The 21,147-nt window shown below is 68.4% G+C and carries 21 protein-coding genes and 13 tRNA genes; 12 read left to right on the top strand and 22 right to left on the bottom strand.

Translation table 11 applies throughout. From position 1 onward, the window contains the following. The first annotated feature begins 9 nt into the window (after positions 1-9). Complete coding sequence (locus ABZV00_RS28840) at positions 10-3,201, top strand: efflux RND transporter permease subunit (RefSeq protein WP_355611726.1); 3,192 nt, start codon at positions 10-12, stop codon at positions 3,199-3,201. Between the two features lie 4 nt (positions 3,202-3,205). Here ABZV00_RS28840 and ABZV00_RS28835 read toward each other — a convergent pair whose 3' ends face one another. The 3 genes from ABZV00_RS28835 to ABZV00_RS28825 all read right to left on the bottom strand — a co-directional run bounded on the left by ABZV00_RS28835 (position 3,206) and on the right by ABZV00_RS28825 (position 6,362). Further along, positions 3,206-3,961 (bottom strand): AfsR/SARP family transcriptional regulator, encoded by a 756-nt coding sequence (locus ABZV00_RS28835; protein ID WP_355611723.1) that lies wholly within the window; start codon positions 3,959-3,961, stop codon positions 3,206-3,208. Positions 3,962-4,324: 363 nt separating this feature from the next. Next, complete coding sequence (locus ABZV00_RS28830) at positions 4,325-5,653, bottom strand: HAMP domain-containing sensor histidine kinase (protein ID WP_355611720.1); 1,329 nt, start codon at positions 5,651-5,653, stop codon at positions 4,325-4,327. Positions 5,654-5,684: 31 nt separating this feature from the next. Beyond that, positions 5,685-6,362 (bottom strand): response regulator transcription factor, encoded by a 678-nt coding sequence (locus ABZV00_RS28825; protein WP_355611717.1) that lies wholly within the window; start codon positions 6,360-6,362, stop codon positions 5,685-5,687. Between the two features lie 176 nt (positions 6,363-6,538). On the opposite strand from ABZV00_RS28825, the gene ABZV00_RS28820 reads away from it, so the two are divergent. From ABZV00_RS28820 to ABZV00_RS28805, 4 genes are all read left to right on the top strand, one after another. Beyond that, positions 6,539-7,510 carry an ABC transporter ATP-binding protein gene (locus ABZV00_RS28820; RefSeq protein WP_355611714.1) on the top strand — a complete coding sequence of 324 codons (972 nt, stop codon included), beginning with the start codon at positions 6,539-6,541 and terminating at the stop codon, positions 7,508-7,510. After that, a complete protein-coding gene (locus ABZV00_RS28815; RefSeq protein WP_355611711.1) occupies positions 7,507-8,349 on the top strand; it encodes an ABC transporter permease subunit in 843 nt (280 codons plus the stop codon). The genes ABZV00_RS28820 and ABZV00_RS28815 overlap by 4 nt, the downstream gene beginning before the upstream one ends. Then, positions 8,346-8,903, top strand: a complete 558-nt coding sequence (locus ABZV00_RS28810; protein WP_355611708.1) for a hypothetical protein — start codon at positions 8,346-8,348, stop codon at positions 8,901-8,903. Before ABZV00_RS28815 ends, ABZV00_RS28810 begins: the two co-directional genes overlap by 4 nt. Positions 8,904-9,007: 104 nt before the next feature. Next, positions 9,008-10,063 (top strand): CapA family protein, encoded by a 1,056-nt coding sequence (locus ABZV00_RS28805; protein ID WP_355611705.1) that lies wholly within the window; start codon positions 9,008-9,010, stop codon positions 10,061-10,063. Positions 10,064-10,263: 200 nt separating this feature from the next. Here ABZV00_RS28805 and ABZV00_RS28800 read toward each other — a convergent pair whose 3' ends face one another. The 5 genes from ABZV00_RS28800 to ABZV00_RS28780 form a co-directional block, all read right to left on the bottom strand. Beyond that, positions 10,264-11,682: an FAD-dependent oxidoreductase gene (locus ABZV00_RS28800; protein ID WP_355611702.1), complete on the bottom strand. Its 1,419-nt coding sequence runs from the start codon at positions 11,680-11,682 to the stop codon at positions 10,264-10,266. Positions 11,683-11,759: 77 nt separating this feature from the next. Continuing rightward, entirely contained in the window at positions 11,760-12,254 is a 495-nt protein-coding gene (locus ABZV00_RS28795; protein ID WP_355611699.1) for an N-acetyltransferase family protein, read from the bottom strand. Further along, positions 12,254-12,571 (bottom strand): metalloregulator ArsR/SmtB family transcription factor, encoded by a 318-nt coding sequence (locus tag ABZV00_RS28790; protein ID WP_355611850.1) that lies wholly within the window; start codon positions 12,569-12,571, stop codon positions 12,254-12,256. The genes ABZV00_RS28795 and ABZV00_RS28790 overlap by 1 nt, the downstream gene beginning before the upstream one ends. Before the next feature lie 22 nt (positions 12,572-12,593). Continuing rightward, complete coding sequence (locus ABZV00_RS28785) at positions 12,594-13,847, bottom strand: M28 family peptidase (protein WP_355611696.1); 1,254 nt, start codon at positions 13,845-13,847, stop codon at positions 12,594-12,596. Continuing rightward, a complete protein-coding gene (locus ABZV00_RS28780) occupies positions 13,844-14,095 on the bottom strand; it encodes a hypothetical protein (protein WP_355611693.1) in 252 nt (83 codons plus the stop codon). The genes ABZV00_RS28785 and ABZV00_RS28780 overlap by 4 nt, the downstream gene beginning before the upstream one ends. An 82-nt stretch (positions 14,096-14,177) precedes the next feature. On the opposite strand from ABZV00_RS28780, the gene ABZV00_RS28775 reads away from it, so the two are divergent. From ABZV00_RS28775 to ABZV00_RS28750, 6 genes are all read left to right on the top strand, one after another. Next, positions 14,178-14,555, top strand: coding sequence for a metalloregulator ArsR/SmtB family transcription factor (locus ABZV00_RS28775; protein ID WP_355611690.1), 378 nt, complete (start codon positions 14,178-14,180; stop codon positions 14,553-14,555). A 126-nt stretch (positions 14,556-14,681) separates the two neighbouring features. After that, entirely contained in the window at positions 14,682-15,383 is a 702-nt protein-coding gene (locus tag ABZV00_RS28770) for a helix-turn-helix domain-containing protein (protein WP_355611687.1), read from the top strand. A gap of 240 nt (positions 15,384-15,623) precedes the next feature. Then, complete coding sequence (locus ABZV00_RS28765; RefSeq protein ID WP_355611684.1) at positions 15,624-16,031, top strand: arsenate reductase ArsC; 408 nt, start codon at positions 15,624-15,626, stop codon at positions 16,029-16,031. Positions 16,032-16,205: 174 nt separating this feature from the next. Further along, positions 16,206-17,282 carry an ACR3 family arsenite efflux transporter gene (arsB, locus tag ABZV00_RS28760; protein ID WP_355611681.1) on the top strand — a complete coding sequence of 359 codons (1,077 nt, stop codon included), beginning with the start codon at positions 16,206-16,208 and terminating at the stop codon, positions 17,280-17,282. Between the two features lie 84 nt (positions 17,283-17,366). Beyond that, positions 17,367-17,675, top strand: a complete 309-nt coding sequence (locus ABZV00_RS28755; protein WP_355611678.1) for a hypothetical protein — start codon at positions 17,367-17,369, stop codon at positions 17,673-17,675. Continuing rightward, on the top strand, positions 17,600-18,136 hold the full coding sequence (locus tag ABZV00_RS28750) for a GNAT family N-acetyltransferase (RefSeq protein WP_355611675.1): 537 nt from the start codon (positions 17,600-17,602) through the stop codon (positions 18,134-18,136). Before ABZV00_RS28755 ends, ABZV00_RS28750 begins: the two co-directional genes overlap by 76 nt. 624 nt (positions 18,137-18,760) lie before the next feature. Here the strand turns inward: ABZV00_RS28750 and ABZV00_RS28745 are convergent. The 12 genes from ABZV00_RS28745 to ABZV00_RS28690 all read right to left on the bottom strand — a co-directional run bounded on the left by ABZV00_RS28745 (position 18,761) and on the right by ABZV00_RS28690 (position 20,390). Beyond that, positions 18,761-18,831: transfer RNA gene (locus ABZV00_RS28745), tRNA-Cys, on the bottom strand. Between the two features lie 5 nt (positions 18,832-18,836). Continuing rightward, a tRNA-Arg gene (locus ABZV00_RS28740) sits at positions 18,837-18,909 on the bottom strand. Between the two features lie 87 nt (positions 18,910-18,996). After that, a tRNA-His gene (locus ABZV00_RS28735) sits at positions 18,997-19,072 on the bottom strand. 7 nt (positions 19,073-19,079) lie between these two features. Beyond that, positions 19,080-19,700: a group I intron-associated PD-(D/E)XK endonuclease gene (locus ABZV00_RS28730; RefSeq protein ID WP_355611672.1), complete on the bottom strand. Its 621-nt coding sequence runs from the start codon at positions 19,698-19,700 to the stop codon at positions 19,080-19,082. A 68-nt stretch (positions 19,701-19,768) separates the two neighbouring features. Further along, positions 19,769-19,841: transfer RNA gene (locus ABZV00_RS28725), tRNA-Val, on the bottom strand. 1 nt (position 19,842) lies between these two features. Beyond that, positions 19,843-19,916 (bottom strand) — tRNA-Asn (locus ABZV00_RS28720). 1 nt (position 19,917) lies between these two features. Next, positions 19,918-19,994: transfer RNA gene (locus tag ABZV00_RS28715), tRNA-Glu, on the bottom strand. 11 nt (positions 19,995-20,005) lie between these two features. Next, a tRNA-Val gene (locus ABZV00_RS28710) sits at positions 20,006-20,077 on the bottom strand. Between the two features lie 2 nt (positions 20,078-20,079). Then, positions 20,080-20,155 (bottom strand) — tRNA-Met (locus ABZV00_RS28705). A gap of 2 nt (positions 20,156-20,157) precedes the next feature. Beyond that, a tRNA-Lys gene (locus tag ABZV00_RS28700) sits at positions 20,158-20,229 on the bottom strand. 5 nt (positions 20,230-20,234) lie between these two features. Beyond that, positions 20,235-20,310, bottom strand: a tRNA-Arg gene (locus ABZV00_RS28695). Between the two features lie 4 nt (positions 20,311-20,314). Beyond that, positions 20,315-20,390, bottom strand: a tRNA-Lys gene (locus tag ABZV00_RS28690). A gap of 41 nt (positions 20,391-20,431) precedes the next feature. Between ABZV00_RS28690 and ABZV00_RS28685 the strand changes: the two genes are divergently transcribed. Beyond that, entirely contained in the window at positions 20,432-20,923 is a 492-nt protein-coding gene (locus ABZV00_RS28685; protein ID WP_355611669.1) for a hypothetical protein, read from the top strand. On the opposite strand, the gene ABZV00_RS28680 is transcribed toward ABZV00_RS28685, so the two are convergent. Both ABZV00_RS28680 and ABZV00_RS28675 read right to left on the bottom strand, forming a co-directional pair. After that, positions 20,886-20,976, bottom strand: a tRNA-Ser gene (locus ABZV00_RS28680). The two genes, ABZV00_RS28685 and ABZV00_RS28680, sit on opposite strands and share 38 nt — an antisense overlap. A 5-nt stretch (positions 20,977-20,981) precedes the next feature. Beyond that, positions 20,982-21,055: transfer RNA gene (locus ABZV00_RS28675), tRNA-Pro, on the bottom strand. Positions 21,056-21,147: the final 92 nt, after the last annotated feature.

Here is a 21,147-nt window from a genome sequence, read left to right as displayed (position 1 = left end):
CCCCACACCATGATGCGTTGGATCATTGGAACGAGTCTGAAGCTCCGGTTCCTCGTGGTTGTCGGGGCCTCCATGTTGATGTTCTTCGGCGTCCTGCAGATTCGCGACATGCCCGTCGACGCGTTCCCCGAGTTCGCGCCGCCCCGGGTGGAGATACAGACGATCTGCATCGGACTGTCCGCACAGGACGTCGAGGAGCTTGTCTCCGTCCCGCTGGAGCAGGGGCTCACCGGGATCGAGGGCCTGGACGTGATGCGCTCCAAGTCGGTCTCCCAGCTCTCCTCGATTGTCCTGATCTTCAAGCCCGGGACTGACCTGATGGCGGCCCGCCTGCTGATCCAGGAGCGCCTCACCTCCATCACTCCCAGACTGCCGCGCTGGGCCAACGCACCCTTCATGATCCAACCGCTGTCGTCGACCAGCCGGGTGATGAAGATCGGAATATCCCAGGCGGACAAGTCGGATGCGGCTCACGTCGAGATGGCACTGCAGGCCTATTGGACGGTCCGGCCCCGCCTGATGCGGGTACCCGGAGTGGCGAACGTGGCCATCTGGGGCGATCGGTGGCACGTCAAGCAGGCCCTCGTCGATCCCGAGCTCATGAAGCAGCACAACGTCACCCTGGCCCAGGTCATGGAGGCCGCCGGAGACGCGGTGGACGTGGGTCAGCTGAAGTTCAACGGCGGGTTCGAGATCGGCACCGGCGGGTGGGTCGACACCGCCAACCAACGGCTCCAGGTGCAGCACCAACTGCCCGCCCTGACCGGGCAGCAACTGGCCGAGATCCCCATCGAGGTGCCGAAGGGCGCCAAGCCCGTCTACCTGAAGGACGTCGCCTACATCACCGACGACATCATGCCGCCGTCCCTGCTCACGGGGGACGCGGTCATCAACGGCGGCCCCGGCCTCATGCTCATCGTCGAGAAGCTGCCCTGGGGCAACACCCTTGAGGTGACCCGCGGGGTCGAGGCCGCACTGACGGAGATGGCGCCCGGCATGCAGGGCCTCGACGTCGATACCGAGATCTTCCGGCCGGCGACCTTCATCGAGACCTCGGTCGAGAATCTCGGCCGGGCGATGGCCATCGGATTCATTCTGGTGGTCCTGATCCTGGTGCTCTTCCTCTTCGAGTGGCGGGTCGCGCTGATCAGCGCCATTTCGATCCCGCTCTCCCTCGTCGCGGCGGGACTCGTCCTGCATTGGACCGGGGCCACGATAAATACCATGATCCTGGCCGGGCTCGTGATCGCCCTCGGCGTGCTCGTCGACGACGCCATCATCGACGTTGAGAACATCGTCCGCCGCATCCGCCAACATCGACGAGCGGGCAGCACGAAGTCGACCGCCGCCATCGTCCTCGACGCGTCGGTGGAGGTCCGTGGTCCCATCGTCCAGGCCACGATGATCATCCTGGTCAGCACGGTCCCGATCTTCCTGCTCACCGGGCTCACCGGCTCGTTCTTCCGGCCCATGGCGTTCGCCTACGGGCTGGCCATCCTGGCCTCGCTGCTGGTGGCCCTGACGGTGATCCCGGCGCTCGCCCTGATGCTGCTGGCCCGGTCACCGATCGAGCGGCGGGAATCGCCGCTGGTGCGCTGGCTCCAACGCGGCTACACCGCGTTGCTGGCACGCATCATCCCGCGTCCCGCCGTCGCCTACGCGACCGTCGTACTCGTCCTGGCGGGAGGCGTCATGGTGGTACCGATGCTGGGACAGAACCTGCTCCCCGCGTTCAAGGAGCGGGACTTCCTGATGCACTGGGTGACCCAGCCCGGCACCTCGCGTGAGGAGAGTGTCCGCATCACGGAACAGGTCAGCAGGGAACTGCGGGCGATCCCCGGAGTCCGGAACTTCGGCGCCCACATCGGGCAGGGCACGTTGGCCGACGAGGTCGTCGGCATGAACTTCACCGAGAACTGGATCAGCATTGACCCGAAGGTCGACTACGACAAGACTCATGACGCCGTGCAGAAGGTGGTCGACGGCTATCCCGGCCTGCAGCGCGATGTGCAGACCTATCTGAAGGAGCGCACGAAGGAGGTGCTCACCGGCTCCAGCGACGCCATCATCGTCCGCATCGTCGGCGACGACCTCGATGTGCTCCGCGACAAGGCCAACGAGGTCAAGGACCTCGTCGCCGGGATCGACGGCATCATCGACGAACACGTGACGCTGCAGACCACAGTTCCCCAGGTCGACGTCCAGGTCGACCTGGCCAAGGCTGCCCAATACGGGATCAAGCCCGGCGACGTACGCCGAACGGCGGCCACGTTCATCGCCAGCGAGGAGGCGGGCGACATCTGGCGAAACGGCAAGAACACCGAGGTGCACGTGTGGAGCGTGCCGAGTGCCCGGTACAGCATCGAGAGCGTCCGTAACCTCCTGATGGACGCGGCGGACGGGAGCAAGGTCCCGGTGGGTGAGCTGGCCGAGGTCAAGATGGTGCCCACGCCCAACCAGATCCTGCGAGAGAATGGATCGCGGTATATCAATGTGGGTGCCAATGTGGCTTCGGGGAAGGCCCTGAGTGACGTGGCGGCCGAGGTTGAGCGCCGCCTGGCGACGGTGGACTTCCCGCCCGGCTACCACCCACAACTGCTCGGTGAGTACAAGGAGGCGACGAGCGCCCAGGACCGGCTGCGGCTCTTCGCCGGCGTCGCGGTGATCGGGATCCTCTTCCTGCTGACCACCGCCTTCAACAGCTGGCGGCTGTCGTTCCTCGTCCTCCTCACGCTGCCCATGGCTCTGGTGGGCGGAATCCTCGCGGCATACGTCGGTGGCGGCATCCTTTCGCTCGGCTCGCTGGTGGGATTCTTCACCGTGCTGGGCATCGCCGCGCGCAACGGCATTCTCATGATCAACCATTTCCAGCATCTCGAGCGGGAGGAAGGGGAAAGCTTCGGCCGAAACCTCGTCCTCCGTGGCGCGAAGGAGCGACTCTCGCCGATCCTCATGACCTCGTTGGCGACCGGGCTCGCCCTGGTTCCCCTGGCCATCGAGGGCAGCCTGCCCGGTCACGAGATAGAACACCCGATGGCTGTGGTGATTCTGGGTGGCCTGTTCACCTCGACTCTGCTGAACCTGCTTGTCCTCCCGTCGCTCTATCTGCGTTTCGGCCGACCCAAGGATTCGTCCACGCGCCGGCCGCTTGCACGGCGGGTGTGGCCCACAGCCCTGCGGCCCGGAAGGTCCCAAGCCTGAGCGGTCACGGCAGGTCAAGTGCAGGATCGCCGCGAAGGATCGCCCTCTCCAGCTTCTGTAGCTGCGGCGATGTGTCGAGTCCGAGCTCGTCGACCAGCCGACTCCGCGCGAGCCGGTACGCGACCAGCGCGTCGGCGGCGCGGCCAGCGCGGTACAGGGCGAGCATGAGCTGCGCGAGCAGTCGTTGCCGGTACGGATACTGCCCGACGTACTCGGCGAGTTCGTCGAGGACGGCCTCGTGCCCGCCGAGCCGCAACCGCGCGTCCAACCATTCCTCCACAGCCGTCAACCGCGCTTCCTCCAGTCCCCGGCACAGCTCTTCGACTCGCGGGGTCGCCACGTCGGCCAGCGGGGGTCCGTGCCACAGATCGAGCGCGCGCCGCAACATCGCCGCCTTCTCCAGGTCGTCCGTCTCAAGACGAGCCCCGGAGAGGAGGGCGCGGAAGCGGTGGGCGTCCACGCTCATCGGGTCGGCCCGCAGGACATAGGTCCGGCCGCGCGTGGTGATCCTTACGCCTTCACGGTCCGCACCGGCCATGGCCAGTACGTTGCGCAGTTGCGAGACGCGGACGTGGATGGCATGACGTGCGGTCGGGGGCGGCCATTCAGGCCATGTCAGGTCAACGAGGCGGTCAAGCGGCACGAGCCGGTTCACGTTCAGCGCGAGGATCGCCAATATAAGCCGCTGTTGGCGTGGCCCGAGATCGACTTGTTGATCCCCCGTCCATGCCTCCACTGCACCCAAGAGCCGGAACTCCACAATCCCCTCCCCCGTGATGCGTCTACACCTCCTCCGCCTCGCTGCGCAGGGCCTCGGATCCAGGCCGTCGATGCTCGTGATGAATGGTGGGCCACGTTCTCTGTATTCCGCCGACACCAACTCACAAGTGGTATGCACCCGCCGAGGTCTAAATATAATTTGTGACACTAGAGGCCGATTCAGTCCGTGTTCAGGGGCAAAAGCGAGTAATCATCAGAAATCCGGGTCACCAGCACCTTTCATTGCCTACCAAGACGCGCATTTCCGCAACAGGCAAGTGCACGTGCCCCGCCTTGCCCTCCTCACAACATACGTTTGCCCATAAAGGTGGATTCGCCGGGCCTTTCCCAGCAAGGCGGTCAATTAGCGCGCAGGTAGGCGGATGACGAACCGTGCACCGCGAGGCGCGTCCTCGACGTCTATCGAGCCTTCGTGTGCATCGATGATCTCTCTCGCGATGGCCAGACCAAGACCGATGCCGCCCGTGCGACGGCTCCGATCGTCGTCGAGGCGCGTGAATCGCTCGAAGACGCGCTTCCGGTCCGCCGGCGGAATCCCCGGCCCGTCGTCGTGGACGATCAACGTGACCCGGCGGTCGTCGCTGCCGAGCTCGACGCAGACCGATGACGAGGCATAGTGCTCGGCGTTGTCGAACAGGTTGCGTACGGCCCGGGTCAGGTCGTCGCGACGGCCGTCGACGGCAGCCGCCGAGACCGCGCCGGTGTCGACCCGCAGGTGGCCGCTGCCACGGATCCGGGCCGCCTCGGCCAGGACGATGTCGTCGAGGTCGACGGGACGGGCTGGGGGTCGGGGAACGCCGGCGTCCGCCCGTGCGAGGAACAGTAGATCCCGGACCAGCCGCTCCATGCGACGGTTCGCCGCGAGCAGGTCGGCGGCGGTTTCGTTCCATTTGGTGCGGTCAGGGTGGGCGAGCGCGACCTCCAGATCGGTGCGCGCCGCGGCGAGCGGGGTCTGCAACTCGTGCGAGGCGTCCGCGACGAAGCGACGTTGACGCTCGGCGGCGGCATCCAACCGGTCGAGCATCATGTTCATCGTGCCCGCGAGCCGACTGATCTCGTCGTCCGTGGTCGGCACGGACACGCGCCGGTCGAGGGAGCGTTCGGAGATGTCGGCGACCTCGGCCCGGATAGCGTCCACCGGCCGCAGGGTGCGACCCGCGACCGTCCAGGTCGTGACGGCCACGAGTGCCAGCAGCAGTGGAGCACCGGTGGCAAGGGCGCCCTGGAGAACGTCGACGACGTCATCGACCGGGGAGAGGCTCGCCGCAACGTAGACCGTCACCGGTCCTTCGGGCGTATCCGTGGGCAGTGCGATGACCCGGTAGCCGCCGGCCTCGCCGAACGGAAGGCCGTCCACTGTGCGCACCTCGGACCCCGCCCCCGGAAGGAACCGGGCCAGAGACTGATCGCGCCGAAGTCCGGCAGTGGCGGCCACCACCCGGCCGGCGCCGTCCACGACCTGGGCGATGCTTCCGTCGTCACCCTCGACGGCCAGCTCCGTGGGGAGCGTGCCCTGGCGGGCCAGGGCCGCGACGTCGTGCGCACGTACCCTCGCGATGTCGTCGACGCGTTCGACCAGCGAATGACGCAGAAACATCACCAGGCTCACGGCGGTGACCACGAGGGCGACACCGACGACGATCGTGGCGGCCACGGTGGTGCGGGCGCGCACCGTCGTGAGGCGTGCCCGAGGCCGGGGGTTTTCAGCCGCCATCGGGGTCCAGTCGGTAGCCGACGAGACGGACGGTCTGGATCGCGGATCGACCGAACGGCTCGTCGATCTTCCTGCGGAGGTGCCGGACGTAGACCTCGACGATGTTGGGGTCGCCGTCGAACGCGAAGTCCCAGACGTGGTCGAGGATGGTGCCCTTGGAAAGCACTTCGCCCGGACGCCGCATGAGGAACTCGAGGAGGGCGAACTGGCGCGGAGTGAGTGAGACCTCCGTTTCCCCACGCCAGACCCTGTGGCCGGCGGGGTCGAGCCGCAGGTCGCCGACACTCAGCGTGGCCGGGCGCTCCCGCGAACCCCGGCGCAGCAGCGCCCGAATTCTGGCGACCAGGACGACATAGGAGAACGGCTTGGACAGGTAGTCATCGGCTCCGGTATCGAGAGCTTCCGCCTCGTCGAGCTCGCCGTCCTTGGCCGTGAGCATGAGAATCGGGGTCCAGTTGCCGGCCTCACGCAACTCGGCGCACACCTGGAAGCCGTTCTTGCCGGGAAGCATGATGTCGAGAACGATGACATCGAAGTCGCCGTCCGTGGCCCGCCAGAGGCCATCGATGCCGTCGAGTGCGACCTCAGCAGCGAACCCCTCGGCCTCCAGTCCACGCTTGATTGACCGGGCGAGGTGCTTGTCGTCCTCGACCACGAGGATGCGCACTTCCCAAGTGTGCCACTCGCCGGCTTACTGCCCGCTGAAGCCGCCGACGCGGACCTCCGGCTTCGTCCGGTTCAGCCGGCCTTCAGCGAACCCTCCGTACTGTCGCCATGACGTCCTGGTCGAACGGACCGCGGGTGGCGCGCCGCCACCTCGCACACGGCGAGAGGGGGACGCTCATGGCCAGCGCGCAGCTCGATGCGGTGCGGCTCACCAAGCGGTTCGGGGACCGTACGGCGGTTGACGGGTTGAGCTTCACCGCACGACAAGGCGAGGTCGTGGGACTGCTCGGGCCCAACGGGTCGGGCAAGACGACCACCATCCGATTGCTCACCACGGTGCTCGCGCCGACGAGCGGGGAGTTCTCGGTGGCTGGTGTTCCCTGCACCCGGCCGGGCGAGATTCGACGGCGGATCGGCGTGTTGCCGGAAAGCAGCGGCTATCCCGGACACCAGACGGGCGAGGAGTACCTGCGCTACCACGCGCGGCTGTTCGGCAACGCCCGTCCGGACGCCGCGCGGGTCGCCGAGCGGCTACTGGCGGAGGTAGGCCTGGCCGAGCGTGGCTCGTCGCGGATCTCCACGTACAGCCGCGGCATGCGGCAGCGGCTGGGTATCGCACGGGCGCTGGTCAACGATCCCGCTGTCGTGTTCCTCGACGAGCCGACGCTCGGGCTCGACCCGGCCGGGCAACGTCAGATGCTGGCGATCGTCCGCGAGATCGCGGTGGTCAGGGGAGCGACGGTCATTCTCAGCACCCATACCCTTCCGGACGTCGAGGAGATCTGCACGAGCGTGCTGATCCTTCACAAGGGAAAGGTCCTCGTCTCCGGCACCTCCGGCGAGGTCACCCGCGCTGTCCCCACCCAGCAGTACGCGCAGATGCGCGTACCGATCGAGTTGGTCACTCGGGCCCGGGACGCCCTCGCGGGGGTTGCCGGCCTGACGTTGGAGCCGGCCGATGAACGTCCCGACATCCTCAAGTTCTCCGTGAACGACCGGTCGGTCGTCACGCAGGCCGGCGCGGATCCGGGGATGAATGGACCGCTGCGGGCGGTGCTGAGCGCCGACGTGCCGGTTCTGTCCTTCGAGGTCGAAGGCGCGCGGCTCAGCGACGCGTTTCTGGCTATGACCGGGGAGGGTGTCCGATGACGACGGGTCTGCGGGGGCGGGTCCGGAACGCCGAACCCAGCGCGGGCGCGGTTCGCGGCGATGGACCGGGTTGGCGGGTCATCGCCGAACAGGAGTGCCGCGATCTGTGGGTGAGCGGGCGCGGCCCGGTGTTGGTCTTCGCGTTCAGCGTCGTCCTGAGCGTCATGACCTACCTTGCCGGTACCAGTCAGGTGCTCAACTTCCTCGAGCAGCGGGAGGCGGTGAACCTCACCCTGCAGGTTGCGGTGGCGGTCGGCGTCCTCGTCACGCTGGTGGTCAGCGCCGACGCGATCAGCGGGGAGCGGGAACGGGGCACGTTGGAGAGCCTGCTGCTCGCACCCGTCTCCCGCCGGGCGATCGTGCTGGGGAAGTTCGCCGCCGCCTTGTCGCTTTGGCTCGCGGCCTTCGTCGTGAGCGTGCCGTATCTGTGGGCGCTCGGACGCGGAGTGTCCATCGTCGGGCAGGCGCTGCTGCTGGGCCTGCTCGTCGGCACGCTGCTGGCCGTCGCGCTCGCCGCGCTCGGTCTGCTGATCAGCGCCGTGTCGAGCTCCAACAAAGTCAGCCTCGCGGTGAGCCTGTTCCTGCTGTTGGCGCTCTTCGCACCGACCCAGTTGCCCGGCGGCGCGCCGAAGGGCTGGTTCGGTGATCTTCTCGTCCGGCTCAATCCGGTCGGCGCGTCGCTGCACTACCTGACGGCTGTGCTCGTCAACGGGCACAGCTGGACGCGGGACCTGTCGTACCTGATCTCTCCGCTACTCATCGCGGTACTGACCGGGGGCGTCCTGATTGCCGCCGGCACCCGGATCGTCAGGCTCTATGGAGGGGTGAGCGGAGCATGAAGACAGAGCTGGCCCTCGCCGGGCTGTTGCTGGCGCTGACGGCTCCCGTCGGCTCGACCGCTTCGGCGGCAGCCGCTCCGCCGCCACTACCCGGCGTCGTTGAGGTCGTATTGGAGCAGAGCCGACTCAACACGGTCGTTGGTGAGCGGCTGACGCTTGAATCCCGCGTGGTCAACTCGGGTGAGGCGCCGACCGACCGGCTGGTGGCCCACCTCAACGTCGCGAGCCTGAACGGCGTCTACGTCGACCTCGAGGACTGGTCGGCGGACGTGACCCGGGAGGTTTCGCCGGTGGCGCCGGGCAGCAGCACGTCACTGTCCTGGCAGTACCAGGCCGTCAACACCGGCAGTTTCGACGTCTACGTCGTGCTCATGCCCGGCGGCGACTCCACGGCGGGTACGGGCCCGCTGGTGGTGAGCCAGCCGCTACACGTGAGCGTGGCCGGAAAGCGGACCCTGACCGCAGCGGGCTCGCTGCCGGTTGCCATCGTCGTTCCGGTCGTGCTCGCTCTGGTGGCCGCAGCTGCCAGATATCGCATTCGGCGTATGAGTTGACGGGAGGAACTCACCCTCGCGCAACGGCGTCGTCGCTGGGTCAGGCCGAGGGCAATCTGGCCAAGTAGGCCCAGGGTCGGGCGGGTTTCCGTACGCTGCGCTGAGTGAAATGGGCACGTTCCTTCGTCGCACTGGCGGCGACCCTGACTGTCACGGCGTGCGATGCCGTCCGGACCCCGCCGGCCGCTGCGCCCACCCGCTCCGCCCCTGCGGGCTCCCCGTCGCACCCCGCCGAGATCACTTTGGCCTTCGCGGGCGACGTGCACTTCGCCGACCGAACGGCCGATCTGCTGGGCGACCCGGCGACCGCGTTCGGGTCGATCTCGTCGACGCTGTCGGCCGCGGACCTGGCGATGGTCAACCTGGAAACGGCGGTCACCACACGCGGCACTCCCGAGCCGAAGGAGTTCCATTTCCGGGCGCCGGCAAGCGCGTATGACGCGGTGAAGGCCGCCGGCATCGACGTCGTGTCGATCGCCAACAACCACGCATTGGACTATGGGCGGACAGGGCTGGCCGACACCGTGGACGCAGCCAGGGCCGTCGGGTTGCCGGCCGTCGGGGCGGGCGCCGACGCGGCGGCGGCGTACGCGCCGTGGATCACCGAGATACGCGGTACAAAAATCGCTGTCCTCGGCTTCAGCCAGGTCTCCGAGCTGTGGTCGGAGTGGAGTGCCACAGACACCCGGGCCGGTATCGCGATGACCCGCGACTTACCGCGCGCCGTCGCGGCGGTGCGCGCCGCCCGGCGCCAGGCCAGCGTGGTCGTCGTCTACGTCCACTGGGGCACGGAGGGCGACGCGTGTCCACCCGCCGAGGCTCGCGCGTTCGCTGGCGAGATGGCCGAGGCCGGTGCCACGATCGTCGTCGGCACCCACGCCCACCTACTGCTCGGCGACGGGTGGCTCGGCAAGACCTTCGTCCAGTACGGACTCGGCAACTTCCTGTGGTGGCGTGACGACGCGTACAGCAACGACACGGGGGTGCTGCGGGTGACCCTCGACGCTTCGGCGATCTCGAAAACGGAACTGGTGCCCGCGACGATCTCCCGACGCACCGGTCGACCCGAACTCGCCGGCCGCGAGGACACGGCCCGGATCGGCCAGGAGTACGCGGGCCTGCGCGCCTGCACCGGACTCGCCGCGAGCCCCGCCCCATAGTCGGGCGAAGCACGGCCCCGCAGCGTGGAAACACAGGGCGGTGAAATTCAGCCGACTTCGACACGCGCAGCTAAAACGGCCGGAACCACAACTCCGTGAGTGCAGCTACTGCGGCCCCCGGCCTCATGCCCACCTGCCCCAGCCGTGGGCGTGGTGCCCGCCGATTGTGGGGTCGGCGGGCACCGTCGTGGTGGTGGGCATCAGCTGCCGCAGCAGCCGCCGGCCTGACCGCCAGCGGGGGCGGCGTCGAGGGTGACCAGGTTCAACGGTGCGGACAGCAGGCCCCCGGAGATGCCGGTGGCCAGCCCGCGCACTGCCGGCTCGGCGGTGGGCGCCGGCCCGCAGCAGCTGTCGCCGGTGGCGGAGTCCGTGGGGTTGCTGTTGCACACGCCGGTTTCGGGCAGGTCGAGTTGGACGTCTCGGGCGGCGTCCCAGTCGCCGGCGAGGGCGGCGACGACAGAGCGGACCTGCTCGTAGCCGGTGGCCATGAGGAACGTCGGCGCCCGGCCGTAGGACTTCATGCCGACGGCGTAGTAGCCGGCCTCCGGGTGGGCGAGTTCGTCGACGCCGTGTGGGGGCACGGTGCCGCAGGAGTGCTCGTTCGGGTCGATGAGCGGCGCGAGCGCGCGGGTGGCACCCATGATCGGGTCCAGGTCCAGGCGCAGCTCGGCGGCGATCGAGTGGTCCGGTCGGAAGCCGGTGGCCGCGACGATCCGGTCCACGGTGACCGACTCCTCGCCGCCGTCGCCGTGCCGCACCACCACACTCACCCGACCGTCTGTCGGGGTGAGCGCGTGCACGGAGAAGCCGGTGAGCAGCCGGATCCGGCCGGCGTCGACGTGCTCGCGCAGCCGTGAGCCCAGGGCGCCGCGGGCGGGCAGCGCGTCGGCGTCTCCGCCGCCGTAGGTACGCGCCGGTGAGGCGGTCCGGATCGCCCAGGTCACCTCGGTGCCCGGCGTGGATCCGGCCAGTTCGGCCAGGGACAGCAGCGTGTTCGCGGCGGAGTGGCCGGCCCCGACGACGAGGGTGTGCCGGCCGGCGAAGCGGTCCCGGGCCGCGCCGAGAACGTCGGGCAGCGCGTGCTCCAGGAACGGAACGACAGTGGACTCGCCGCGGGCGGCCAGGCCGGAGGCGCCCAGGACGTTCGGCGTGCCCCAGGTGCCGGACGCGTCGATCACCGCGCGGGCGAGTAGCTCTTCGCCGTCGGCGAGGCGGATCAGGAACGGCGTGGACTCACGGCCGGCGGTGCGCAGTCGGTCCAGGCCCAGACGGCTGATCGCTTCGACCCGGGCGCGGTAGCGCAGGTACGGCTTGAGCTGCGGCAGCTCCGCGAGGGGCTGGAGGTAGTCGCCGGCCAGCTCCGCTCCGGTGGGCAGGGCCTCCAGGTCAGGGGCGACCCAGCCCGCCTCGTCGAGAATCCGGCGGGCGGCCGGGTCGATGTTGTAGCGCCACGGGGAGAACACCCGCACGTGGCCCCACTGCCGCACGGCGGCACCCGGGGTGTCGCCGGCTTCGAGGACGGTGAAGGCGATGCCCCGCTCGTGCAGGTGCGCGGCGGCGGCCAGGCCTACTGGTCCGGCGCCGATGACCACGACAGGCAGCTCGTTCAGGGTGCTCACCGGTCAAACTCCTCTGTGTTGAGAACTATCGAATCAAGTAGGTAGACGAGGCCCTGCTTGTGAGGGGCCAGGGTTGGTCAGGTGACGACGGGACTGCGCCGCTCGAGCAGGACGACGTCGCGCCAGCGGCCGTGGTGGCGACCAACCCGCTCGCGCACGCCGATGACCCGGAAGCCGGCCCGCTCGTGCAGGGCGAGGCTGGCGGCGTTTTCGGGGAAGACTCCGGACTGGATGGTCCAGATGCCGGCGGCTTCGGTGGAGGTGATCAGCGTGTCCAGCAGCAGCCGGGCGACGCCGCGGCCCTGCGCGACGGGGTCGACGTAGACGGAGTGCTCGACCACGCCGGCGTAGACCGTGCGCCCCGAGGTGGGCACGACAGCGATCCAACCGACCACCGTGTTCCCGTCGATCGCCACGAAGCGGTGTTCGGGCAGCTTTGCCGCGTCGAACGCCGCCCAGGTGGGTGCGATCGTCTCGAAGCTGGCGTTGCCGGCGTCGAGTCCGGCCTGATAGATCGCCAGAACCCGCTCGGCGTCGTCGTCCCGCAGGGGGCGCACCGTGATGTCGGCCATCAGCAGGCTCCATTCGGGTGGGGGGCGGGTCGGCCCATGACCACGTCCGCGGCGGACGGGAAGCAGTCGACGCAGGCGTCGTTGATCCGGTAGTGGCGGGCGGTGCCGACCGGCTCGACGAAGACGAACCGCACCTCGGTGAGGATCTTCAGGTGCTGCGAGACGGTGGACTGCGCCAGGCCGACGGCGCCGACGATTTCTCCCACGCTCATTGGTCGGGCGTGCCGGGCGAGGTATTCGACGATCTGCACTCGGGTCGGGTCGGCCAGGGCCCGGAACCAGGATGCGTACGCCTGCGCGGTGGTCCGGTCGAGCATCTCGGCCGCCACATCTCCCCCTTCATCGTCTATCGCCGATTGGCGATGAAAGTGTAGCGGGTGTGGGCGCGGCGAGGGACACGGTCGCGACAACCAGGCGGGCGATGGCCGTCAGGGTGTGCGGGTCGACGCGATCCGGGGTGTCCGCGGGACTGTGGTAGCCGGCCATTCCCGCACCGATGCCCACAGCCGCAAGCCCTGCGACGCCGTAGCGGCGGTTGTCCGACGCCACGGGCCCGGCAGCTAGGGGAAGGCCGGTGTGTCGGCCGGCTTGGTCGAGCAGGGCGAGCAGCCGGTGGGCGGGGCCCCCGGCCTCTACCGCGGCGGCCTGGTCGAGGCGGCCGGCGCCGTCGACGTTGATGACCAGCGGGTTGCCGCCGCTGGCACGCAGTCGAGAACTGTGGTGGGCGGAGCCCAACGCCCCGATTTCCTCGGCGTCGAGCAGCGCGACGGACAGTCCGAGTTCGTCGGGGAGCACGGCGGACAGGACCCGGGCGGCCTCCAGGACCACGGCGACGCCGCTGGCGTTGTCGGACGCGCCGGGCTGGCGCAGGCCGGGGTGGTCGCCGACCCCGTCGTAGTGGGCGGTCAACAGCAGCTCTACCGCACGGGGCGAGGGTCGGTCGAAGGTGGCGTAGATGTTGGTCCCGGTGGCGTCGGCGCGACGTAGTGGCGTGTTCGCGCTCATCCAGCCCTCACCGGCGGCGCTCAAGACGACAGAGTGCGTGCGCGGGTCCAGCGTCAGGACCGGCAGGGGTCCCGGGTCCGGGCCCGCGAGGGTTGTGTACTGCCATCCGTCGGCGTCGACCGCGCGGCTCAGGAGCAGACCGGCAGCGCCTCGGGTGTCACGGTAGGCGTCGAACAGGCTCATCCCCGCTGGCACCACCAGCCAGCGGCCGGTTGGGTCATCGCTACCGGCCACACCCAGCAGGCCACGCCTGACCTCGATGGTGTCGGTGGAAGCCGGGTGGATCGACACCTCACGACCGAAGGTCAGATCCGCCGCCACGTCGCCGACACCCCATGTGACGGTCGGTGCGGCGTAGATGTCCGGCACGGCCCGGACCGGGAAGTCGTCGGTTTCGACCCTCGCGCCGAGCGCGGTGAGGTGGTCGGCGAGCCAGGCGCGGGCGGCAGCCCCGCCCGGCGTGCCGACCCGCCGACCGGCGAAGTCGTCCGCGGCCAGGGCGGCGACGGTCGTGGTCATCCGCTCGGCGGACACGGCCCCCGCGAGCCGCGCCGCCATGCTGGCGGGCGAGCCGGCTGCCGACGTCATCCGCAGCACCCCTGTCCGGTGCGCATCGCGTCGGCCTTCTCCGTGGTGCCGCAGCAGGAGTCGGCCGCCTCGGCGGTCTGTTGGGTGCCGCAGCACGGGCCGCCGGTCGTCGCTGTCTCGCCAGCGGGCGGGAGGATCGAGCCGACCCCCTGCGCGGGGCTTCCGCAACAGGAACCCGACCCGGTCACGGCCAGGGCGGCGCCCGGGTCCCCGGTGAATCCGCCGGCCCTCTGGGTGTCCTCGCTCATCGTGACGTCTTCCTTCCGTCTGTCTTGACGTTTGTCTAAGCAGAGAGTTGCACGTTGATTAGAAGGATGTCAACCTAGAGACATGTCGAAGCAAGGCGCGCCTCTCGCCCTCGTGGATCTGACCGCTGATACGCCGTGCTGCCCTCCACTGGCTCAGCGCCGGGTGCCGGCCGAAACCGCCGCAGTGCTTGCTCCGGCGTTCAAGGCCCTGGGCGATCCGGTGCGGCTGCAGCTGATGTCGATGATCGCCTCGGCGGAGGGCGGGGAGGCGTGCGTCTGCGACCTCACTCCCGCCTTCGACCTCACCGGGCCGACCATCTCGCATCACCTCAAGACGCTGCGCGAGGCCGGCCTCGTCGATGCCGAGCGACGCGGGACGTGGGTCTACTACCGCGCTCGCCCGGCCATCCTGCGCCAGCTCGCCGCGCTGCTCACGGTCGAACCGACCCCCACGGCGTAGGCCACGGCCGGCGCCGCAGCCCCCGGGTGAACATCCACCCAGCCGGGTGCACTCAGCGCGCCCCACATCGATCACCGACTCGTCGCCATTTGACAGCGTCACAGTTGCTCAGCAATAGTTGACTCAATGACTATTGAGCTTGCTTCCCTGCAGGGGCGCGCCCGCATCCACGCCGCGCTCGGGGATCCGGCGCGCCTGGCGGTCGTCGACGCGCTCACCCTGGGCGACGCCTCCCCTGGTGAGATCGCCCAGGACCTGGGGATGCCGACGAACCTGGTCGCCCACCACGTCAAGGTCCTCACCGAAGCCGGGCTCATCGTCCGCAGCCGGTCCGAGGGAGACCGCCGTCGCACCTACCTGCGGCTGCGGCCCGAGGCCCTGGCCATGCTGATGCCGGCGCCGTTGACCGAGGCGGGTCGGGTGGTGTTCGTCTGCACCCACAACTCCGCCCGCTCGCAACTCGCCGCCGCCCTCTGGTCCGACCGCACCCACACCTCGGCGGCGTCCGCAGGAACGCAGCCCGCAGAGCGGGTTCATCCGCGGGCTGTCGCCGTGGCCCACCGGCACGGACTGCGGCTGAACCCGACCGGCACCGCGCACGTCGCGGACATCGTGCGCGACGGCGACCTCGTCATCGCCGTCTGCGACAACGCCCACGAGGAACTCACCGGCCCAGCCGCGCCCCGACTTCACTGGTCGGTGCCCGACCCGGTCCGCGTCGACACCGACGCCGCGTTCGAGGCCGCGTTCGCCGACCTCGCCGCCCGCGTCGACCGCGTCGCCCCCAACGTCGCCCCCGCCACGAGTTCGGCCGGCCCCCATGACTGACACCAACCCCTACCTACGCGATGAACGAGGGCAACCCGGCGCCCAACTGCACCCCGTAAGCAGCAAGCCGCAGCAGAGCAGGGCGGACGAGACGTACCGAGGCCTGGTGAATCCGTCGCGTCCCGCCGGCCGTTACCAGCGTCTCGACCGCAACAGCGACCCCGCCCGCGCCCTGCCTGCGATTCCCGACCAGGCACCGGTCAACCGACCCCGCGATCCACACTGCAAGGAAGGCTTCTGATGTCCGACAAGCCGAGCATCCTGTTCGTCTGCGTCCACAACGCCGGCCGCTCCCAGATGGCCGCCGGCTGGCTGCGCCACCTCGCCGGCGACGCCGTCGAGGTCCGCTCCGCCGGCTCCGCCCCGGCCGAGACGGTCAATCCCGCCGCAGTGCAGGCCATGCGGGAGGTCGGCATCGACATCACCGACCAGACGCCGAAGCTCCTCGAGTACGCCACAGCGCAGTCCTCGGACGTCATCGTGACCATGGGCTGCGGCGACGCCTGCCCGGTCTTTCCCGGTAAGCGCTACGAGGACTGGAAGCTCGACGACCCCGCCGGCAAGGGCGTCGAGGCCGTCCGCCCCATCCGCGACGAGATCCGCACTCGCGTGGAGAAACTCCTCACCGAGTTGCGCCCTGTCGCCTGACCCCGAGACCGCCCCGCGCGCCCGCTACTGAACCCACTACCGACTCCGGCCCGAATCGCTCCGCGCGCTCGGTCAGTGCATCACCTTCGCCGACCAGACGCCCACCGGCGCCGAGGGCAGACGGCCCTGCATGCCCGACGCACCCGCCCAGGAACCAACAGAGGAACGAACCCCATGACGGCACTGGCCACACCGGCGCGCACCACACCACGGCTCTCGACGCTGGACCGGCTCCTGCCGGTATGGATCGGCGCCGCCATGACCGCCGGGCTGCTCCTCGGCCGACTGATCCCCGGACTCGACGACGCCCTCGACCGGGTCAAGATCGGCGGGATCTCCGTACCCATCGCCCTCGGCCTGCTGATCATGATGTACCCGGTCCTGGCCAAGGTCCGCTACGACCGCCTCGACACCGTCACCTCCGACCGGCGCCTGCTGATCTCCTCCCTGGTCATCAACTGGCTCATCGGCCCCGCCGTCATGTTCGCCCTGGCCTGGCTGCTCCTACCCGACCAGCCCGCGTACCGCACCGGCCTCATCATCGTCGGCCTCGCCCGCTGCATCGCCATGGTCATCATCTGGAACGACCTCGCCTGCGGCGACCGGGAAGCCGCCGCCGTCCTGGTCGCGCTCAACTCCGTATTCCAGGTCCTCGCCTTCGGCCTGCTCGGCTGGTTCTACCTCACGGTCCTGCCCGGCTGGCTCGGCCTGGAGCAGGCCGGACTGGCAGTCTCCGGATGGGACATCGCCGGCAGCGTCCTGGTCTTCCTCGGCATCCCCCTGACCGCGGGCTACCTCACCCGCAAACTCGGCGAACGCGCCAAGGGCCGCGACTGGTACGAGGCGAAGTTCCTGCCCCGGATCGGGCCGGTCGCCCTGTACGGGCTGCTGTTCACCATCGTGCTGCTCTTCGCTCTGCAGGGCGACGCGATCACCGCCCAGCCCTGGGACGTCGCCCGCATCGCGCTCCCCCTCCTCGCCTACTTCGCGATCATGTGGTTCGGCTCGTTCGCCATCGGTCGGGCGATCGGCCTGAACTACGAACGCACCACCACCCTCGCCTTCACCGCGGCCGGCAACAACTTCGAACTTGCCATCGCCGTGGCGATCGGCGTGTTCGGCGTCACCAGCGGCCAGGCCCTCGCCGGAGTCGTCGGACCACTGATCGAGGTACCGGTCCTGGTCGCCCTCGTCTACGTCAGCCTTGCCGCCCGCCGCCGGTTCTTCCCCACCGGACTCACCAATGCCTAGCCGGGCACAGGCAACGGCTCCGGCCGCCAGCGGCACGAGGTCGACCGTCGGGAGCCGTTCGGGCCACGTACTCCGTTCACCGGCGTGTTCGGCTCGGAAACCGTCGAACGGCACGCCTTCGAGTCCTACATGTATCTGCACCGCACCGTCCGCTGCCGATCATCGGAGATCGGGTGCCCGCACTCAGACTCGCTCATGGGAGTGAATCTTGCATCAGGCAGGCCACGACGTCCGCACATCAAGCGTCCACGAAGCGGCAGGATCGACCGCGCGTCCCGCGGCATGACAGTGCGTTCGCCCGTGAGAAAGTTGCTGTCATGGCAGCTGAAGCGACTCCGGGCCGCGAGGTTGTACTCGAGACGGATCGCCTGCTGCTCAGACCTTGGCGGGTAGCCGAGGCTGTCGTCCAGCGCGAGCTGTGGACCGAACGTGATCCACGAGTGCCGCCGCACCGCCGAATCGACGCGGATGGACACCCCACGATCGCGGAGCTCGAGGATTCGATCCGCACCAACCAGCCATCGTCGATCGGGTTGCTGGCGGTCGAGCGGAAGGCCGCTCGTGACGTCATCGGCTACTGCGGGCTGATCGACAGCGCACGAGGATCGGAAGGGGAACCGGAACTGGCGTTCGAGCTGCTACGCCGATTCTGGGGCCAGGGATACGCGACCGAGGCCTCTTTCGCGGTTCTGGACTGGGCGAGATCGTCCGGGTACGAACGTCTGTGGGCCACAGTCTGGGAGTGGAACACCGCTTCTCGCCGTGTGCTGGCCAAGGTCGGGTTCACCGAGACCGAGCGGAAGGAAGTGGACGCGGTCTACGGGACCACCCTGTTCACCACGAGACGGCTCTGACACACCCGGTGTTTCGCCTTGAGGGCGGCTCCGAGCAGCGACGGCAGGCGTCAGCTGCCCCATTCCGAGTTCGTGCTGCGGTGTGCCACAAGCGGATCGATCACCGGACATGGTTGCACGCTGCCGAAGTGCCCGGTGATAACGCCATAAGGTCCCCTGCTCGGGCAGATCAACAGTACGGACGATTCGTGCGGGCTGACGGGAGCTTCCAGGCCGGCACCTGCCCTACAACGCCTGCCCCCTTCTGACCTCACCTAGTAAGTCCTCCTCCCAATCGACGGGTGGTCGGTGTGCGGCGCTGCCCCGCGACGGGTTTGCTGCGACCCCGTGGAAGGGGCGAGTTCGCCACCGCAGTTGTGTACGAGGACCGGTGTGTTGCCGGCGAGCACATAGGACGTGTGGAGGCCAGCGACAGCGGGGTCACGCATCGTCTTGTGACCGGTAACGGCCGGCAATGGGCGCCGGAGCGCGGCCGGGGATCGGACCGGATCAAAAATGATCTTGCCTTCGATGCATGCGCCGGACTGGTCGCAAGCCTCGGAGTCGAACCGAGCAGGCCGCCGTTATGAGCAGCAGCTGGACCCACGTCCGCCCGCGCCTCACTCCGCAGTGGATGGCATCTAGAGGCCGTAGCCGGACTCGAACCGGCGTGCGCGGGTTTGCAGACCGCTCCCTCACCCCTCGGGCATACGACCGTGCGCGCCCCCGGACCGATTCGAACGGCCGGCCTGCGGTCCCGGAAACCGCTGCTCTATCCGCTGAGCTACGGGGGCATGGTGCGCGTCCCTGGTGCCGACCCAGGTCTGCTCGAAAGCGCCGGCTTTACAGGCCGGGGGGCGTGCCGCCGCCCACGACGCGCTTGGGGTGACTGGCGGGACTCGAACCCGCGACAACCCGGGACCACAACCCGGTGCTCTACCACTGAGCTACAACCACCAGGCTTCTAAATCTCCGTCGACCCAGGAATCAAAAAGTCATCGGCCATCCGAACGAGCGACCGTTGGCCGTTGACCGGTGGGGCGACCCGCAGGTACGCCGACGATTTCCCGACTTCGCTGACCGGCACCAGGTAGACGCCGGGCCGTCCCGGGACTGCGACACCGAAGTAGTCGACCAGCCCGACGTAGGTCGTTCGTTGTTGAGCGTAGTTCTTGGAGGTAGTGGCGAACTCGATGACCGAGCCGTTCCGGACCAGCCGGGCGGTCTTGCACTGGACCGACTTCATCCCGTCGCCGGTCTCGATCACCAGGTCTGCTTTGCCCACCCCGAATGGAACGTAGCAGGGGTAGCCAGCATTAGTGAGGGCGGCCAGTACGCGACTCTCCACGATGGCTGCGACGGCGTTGGAGTCGTTCGCCGTGAGCGCAGTCGGGCGAGACGGGAACGCGATTGGCGGTCTAACAGACGTGGCCGTCTTCGGCGCAGCAGCGACGCGACGACGGGATTGCAGCCCATGCTTCTTGAGCCAGTAACGAACGTTGACCTGAGAGCAGCCGTGGCGGTCGGCGATTTGGCGCTGGCTCAGCCCTTTGGCCAGCGCGGATTCCAATAGCTCTTTGTCCACACGGGCAGTGTAGCTCAACCCGGTGCGCTGCTGTTGCGCTACGGCCACACTCGCGGCCCGAAGGCCAGTACCCGCAGAGGGATTTGAACCCCCGACCTGCGCCGTGTGAAGGCGCTGCTCTGCGCGCTGAGCTATGCGGGCTTGGCTCCCCTGCCTGGACTCGAACCAATATCAGCCGGTTAACAGCCGGCCGCTCTACCTTTGAGCTACAGGGGAATGGCAGCGCGGACGGGACTCGAACCCGCACATGTCCCGGGTGAAAGCCGGGCGACTCTTCCATTCGTCCACCGCGCCAGGTGGGTACGTGCCGCGAGCTGGGATCGAACCAGCGACCTACGCCTTGTCGAGACGTTGCTCTCCCGCTGAGCTACCGCGACGGGAGCGGGACCGGGATTCGAACCCGGGTACCTCTGGGTTATGAGCCCAGCGCGCTTCCATAACTGCGCCATCCCGCAAGTGGGCCGCCAGAGGATCGAACTCTGGAAACTCCGATTAAAAGTCGGCAGCTCTACCACTGAGCTAGCGGCCCGCGTTTGGTGCCCCGCGCTGGAATCGAACCAGCGACACGCAGTTTAGGAAACTGCTGCTCTATCCCCTGAGCTAGCGGGGCGAATTGGTACGCCGAGTGGGATTCGAACCCACGACCTACGGATTAAGAGTCCGCAGCTCTGTCCACTGAGCTACCGGCGCATGAATTACTTTTCTTCAATCCTGGAAGGTAGCATGACGGCATGCCTTCCAACGTAGAGCGAGCATGGGTCGCCGGCATTGTTGACGGCGAGGGTTGTGTAACTCTGATTGGCTCAATCAATCAGTCAGCCTTCCGCAAACCGCTGATATCTGTCGACAACACCGACGTAGAGATCCTGAATGAGCTGGGTCGGCTTTACGGGGGAAGGGTCGTCGCCAAGAAGAAGGCTGCGGACCATCACCGACAGGCGTGGACTTGGCGTGTCTACGGAGCAGACAACATCATCGCCTTGTTGCGTGAGATCGTTCCGTACATGCGCTGCGCGGCGAAGCTTGAGCGCGCCTGGCTGCTCCTAGACGAGTACAAGCGGCTCACTCCGCGCAACGGGTGGTACACCGATGAAGCGAGACGCGCGAAGCTGGACTTCGAGCGTCGCTTTATGGCGGTGGGGGCAGGTCGAGGCAGCCAGTGTCGACCCATCCTGGCACCCCGGCTGGCGGAGGAGAGCGGGGTCGAACCGCTACAGGTATGAACCTCAACCGTTTTCGAGACGGTGGCCGGCGCCGGCTATCGGCTGGCTCCTCCATGAGTCGGGTACGAGGGAGTTGAACCCCCCGCCTCCGCGTCCCGAACGCGGCGCTCTCCCAAGCTGAGCTAGTACCAACGCCGTTCAGTTAGGCGGCTGGTGTGGGTGTCAAGGGTCGGGGATGACGATGTCGATGCTGGTGGTGGCTTGATAGCTGCGGCGGTCGATGG

The sequence above is a fragment of the Micromonospora sp. NPDC005173 genome, from assembly GCF_040608515.1.
Lineage (GTDB): Bacteria > Actinomycetota > Actinomycetes > Mycobacteriales > Micromonosporaceae > Micromonospora.
Note: the sequence above shows the minus strand (reverse complement) of the source record. Positions and strands in the feature narration are given on the sequence as shown.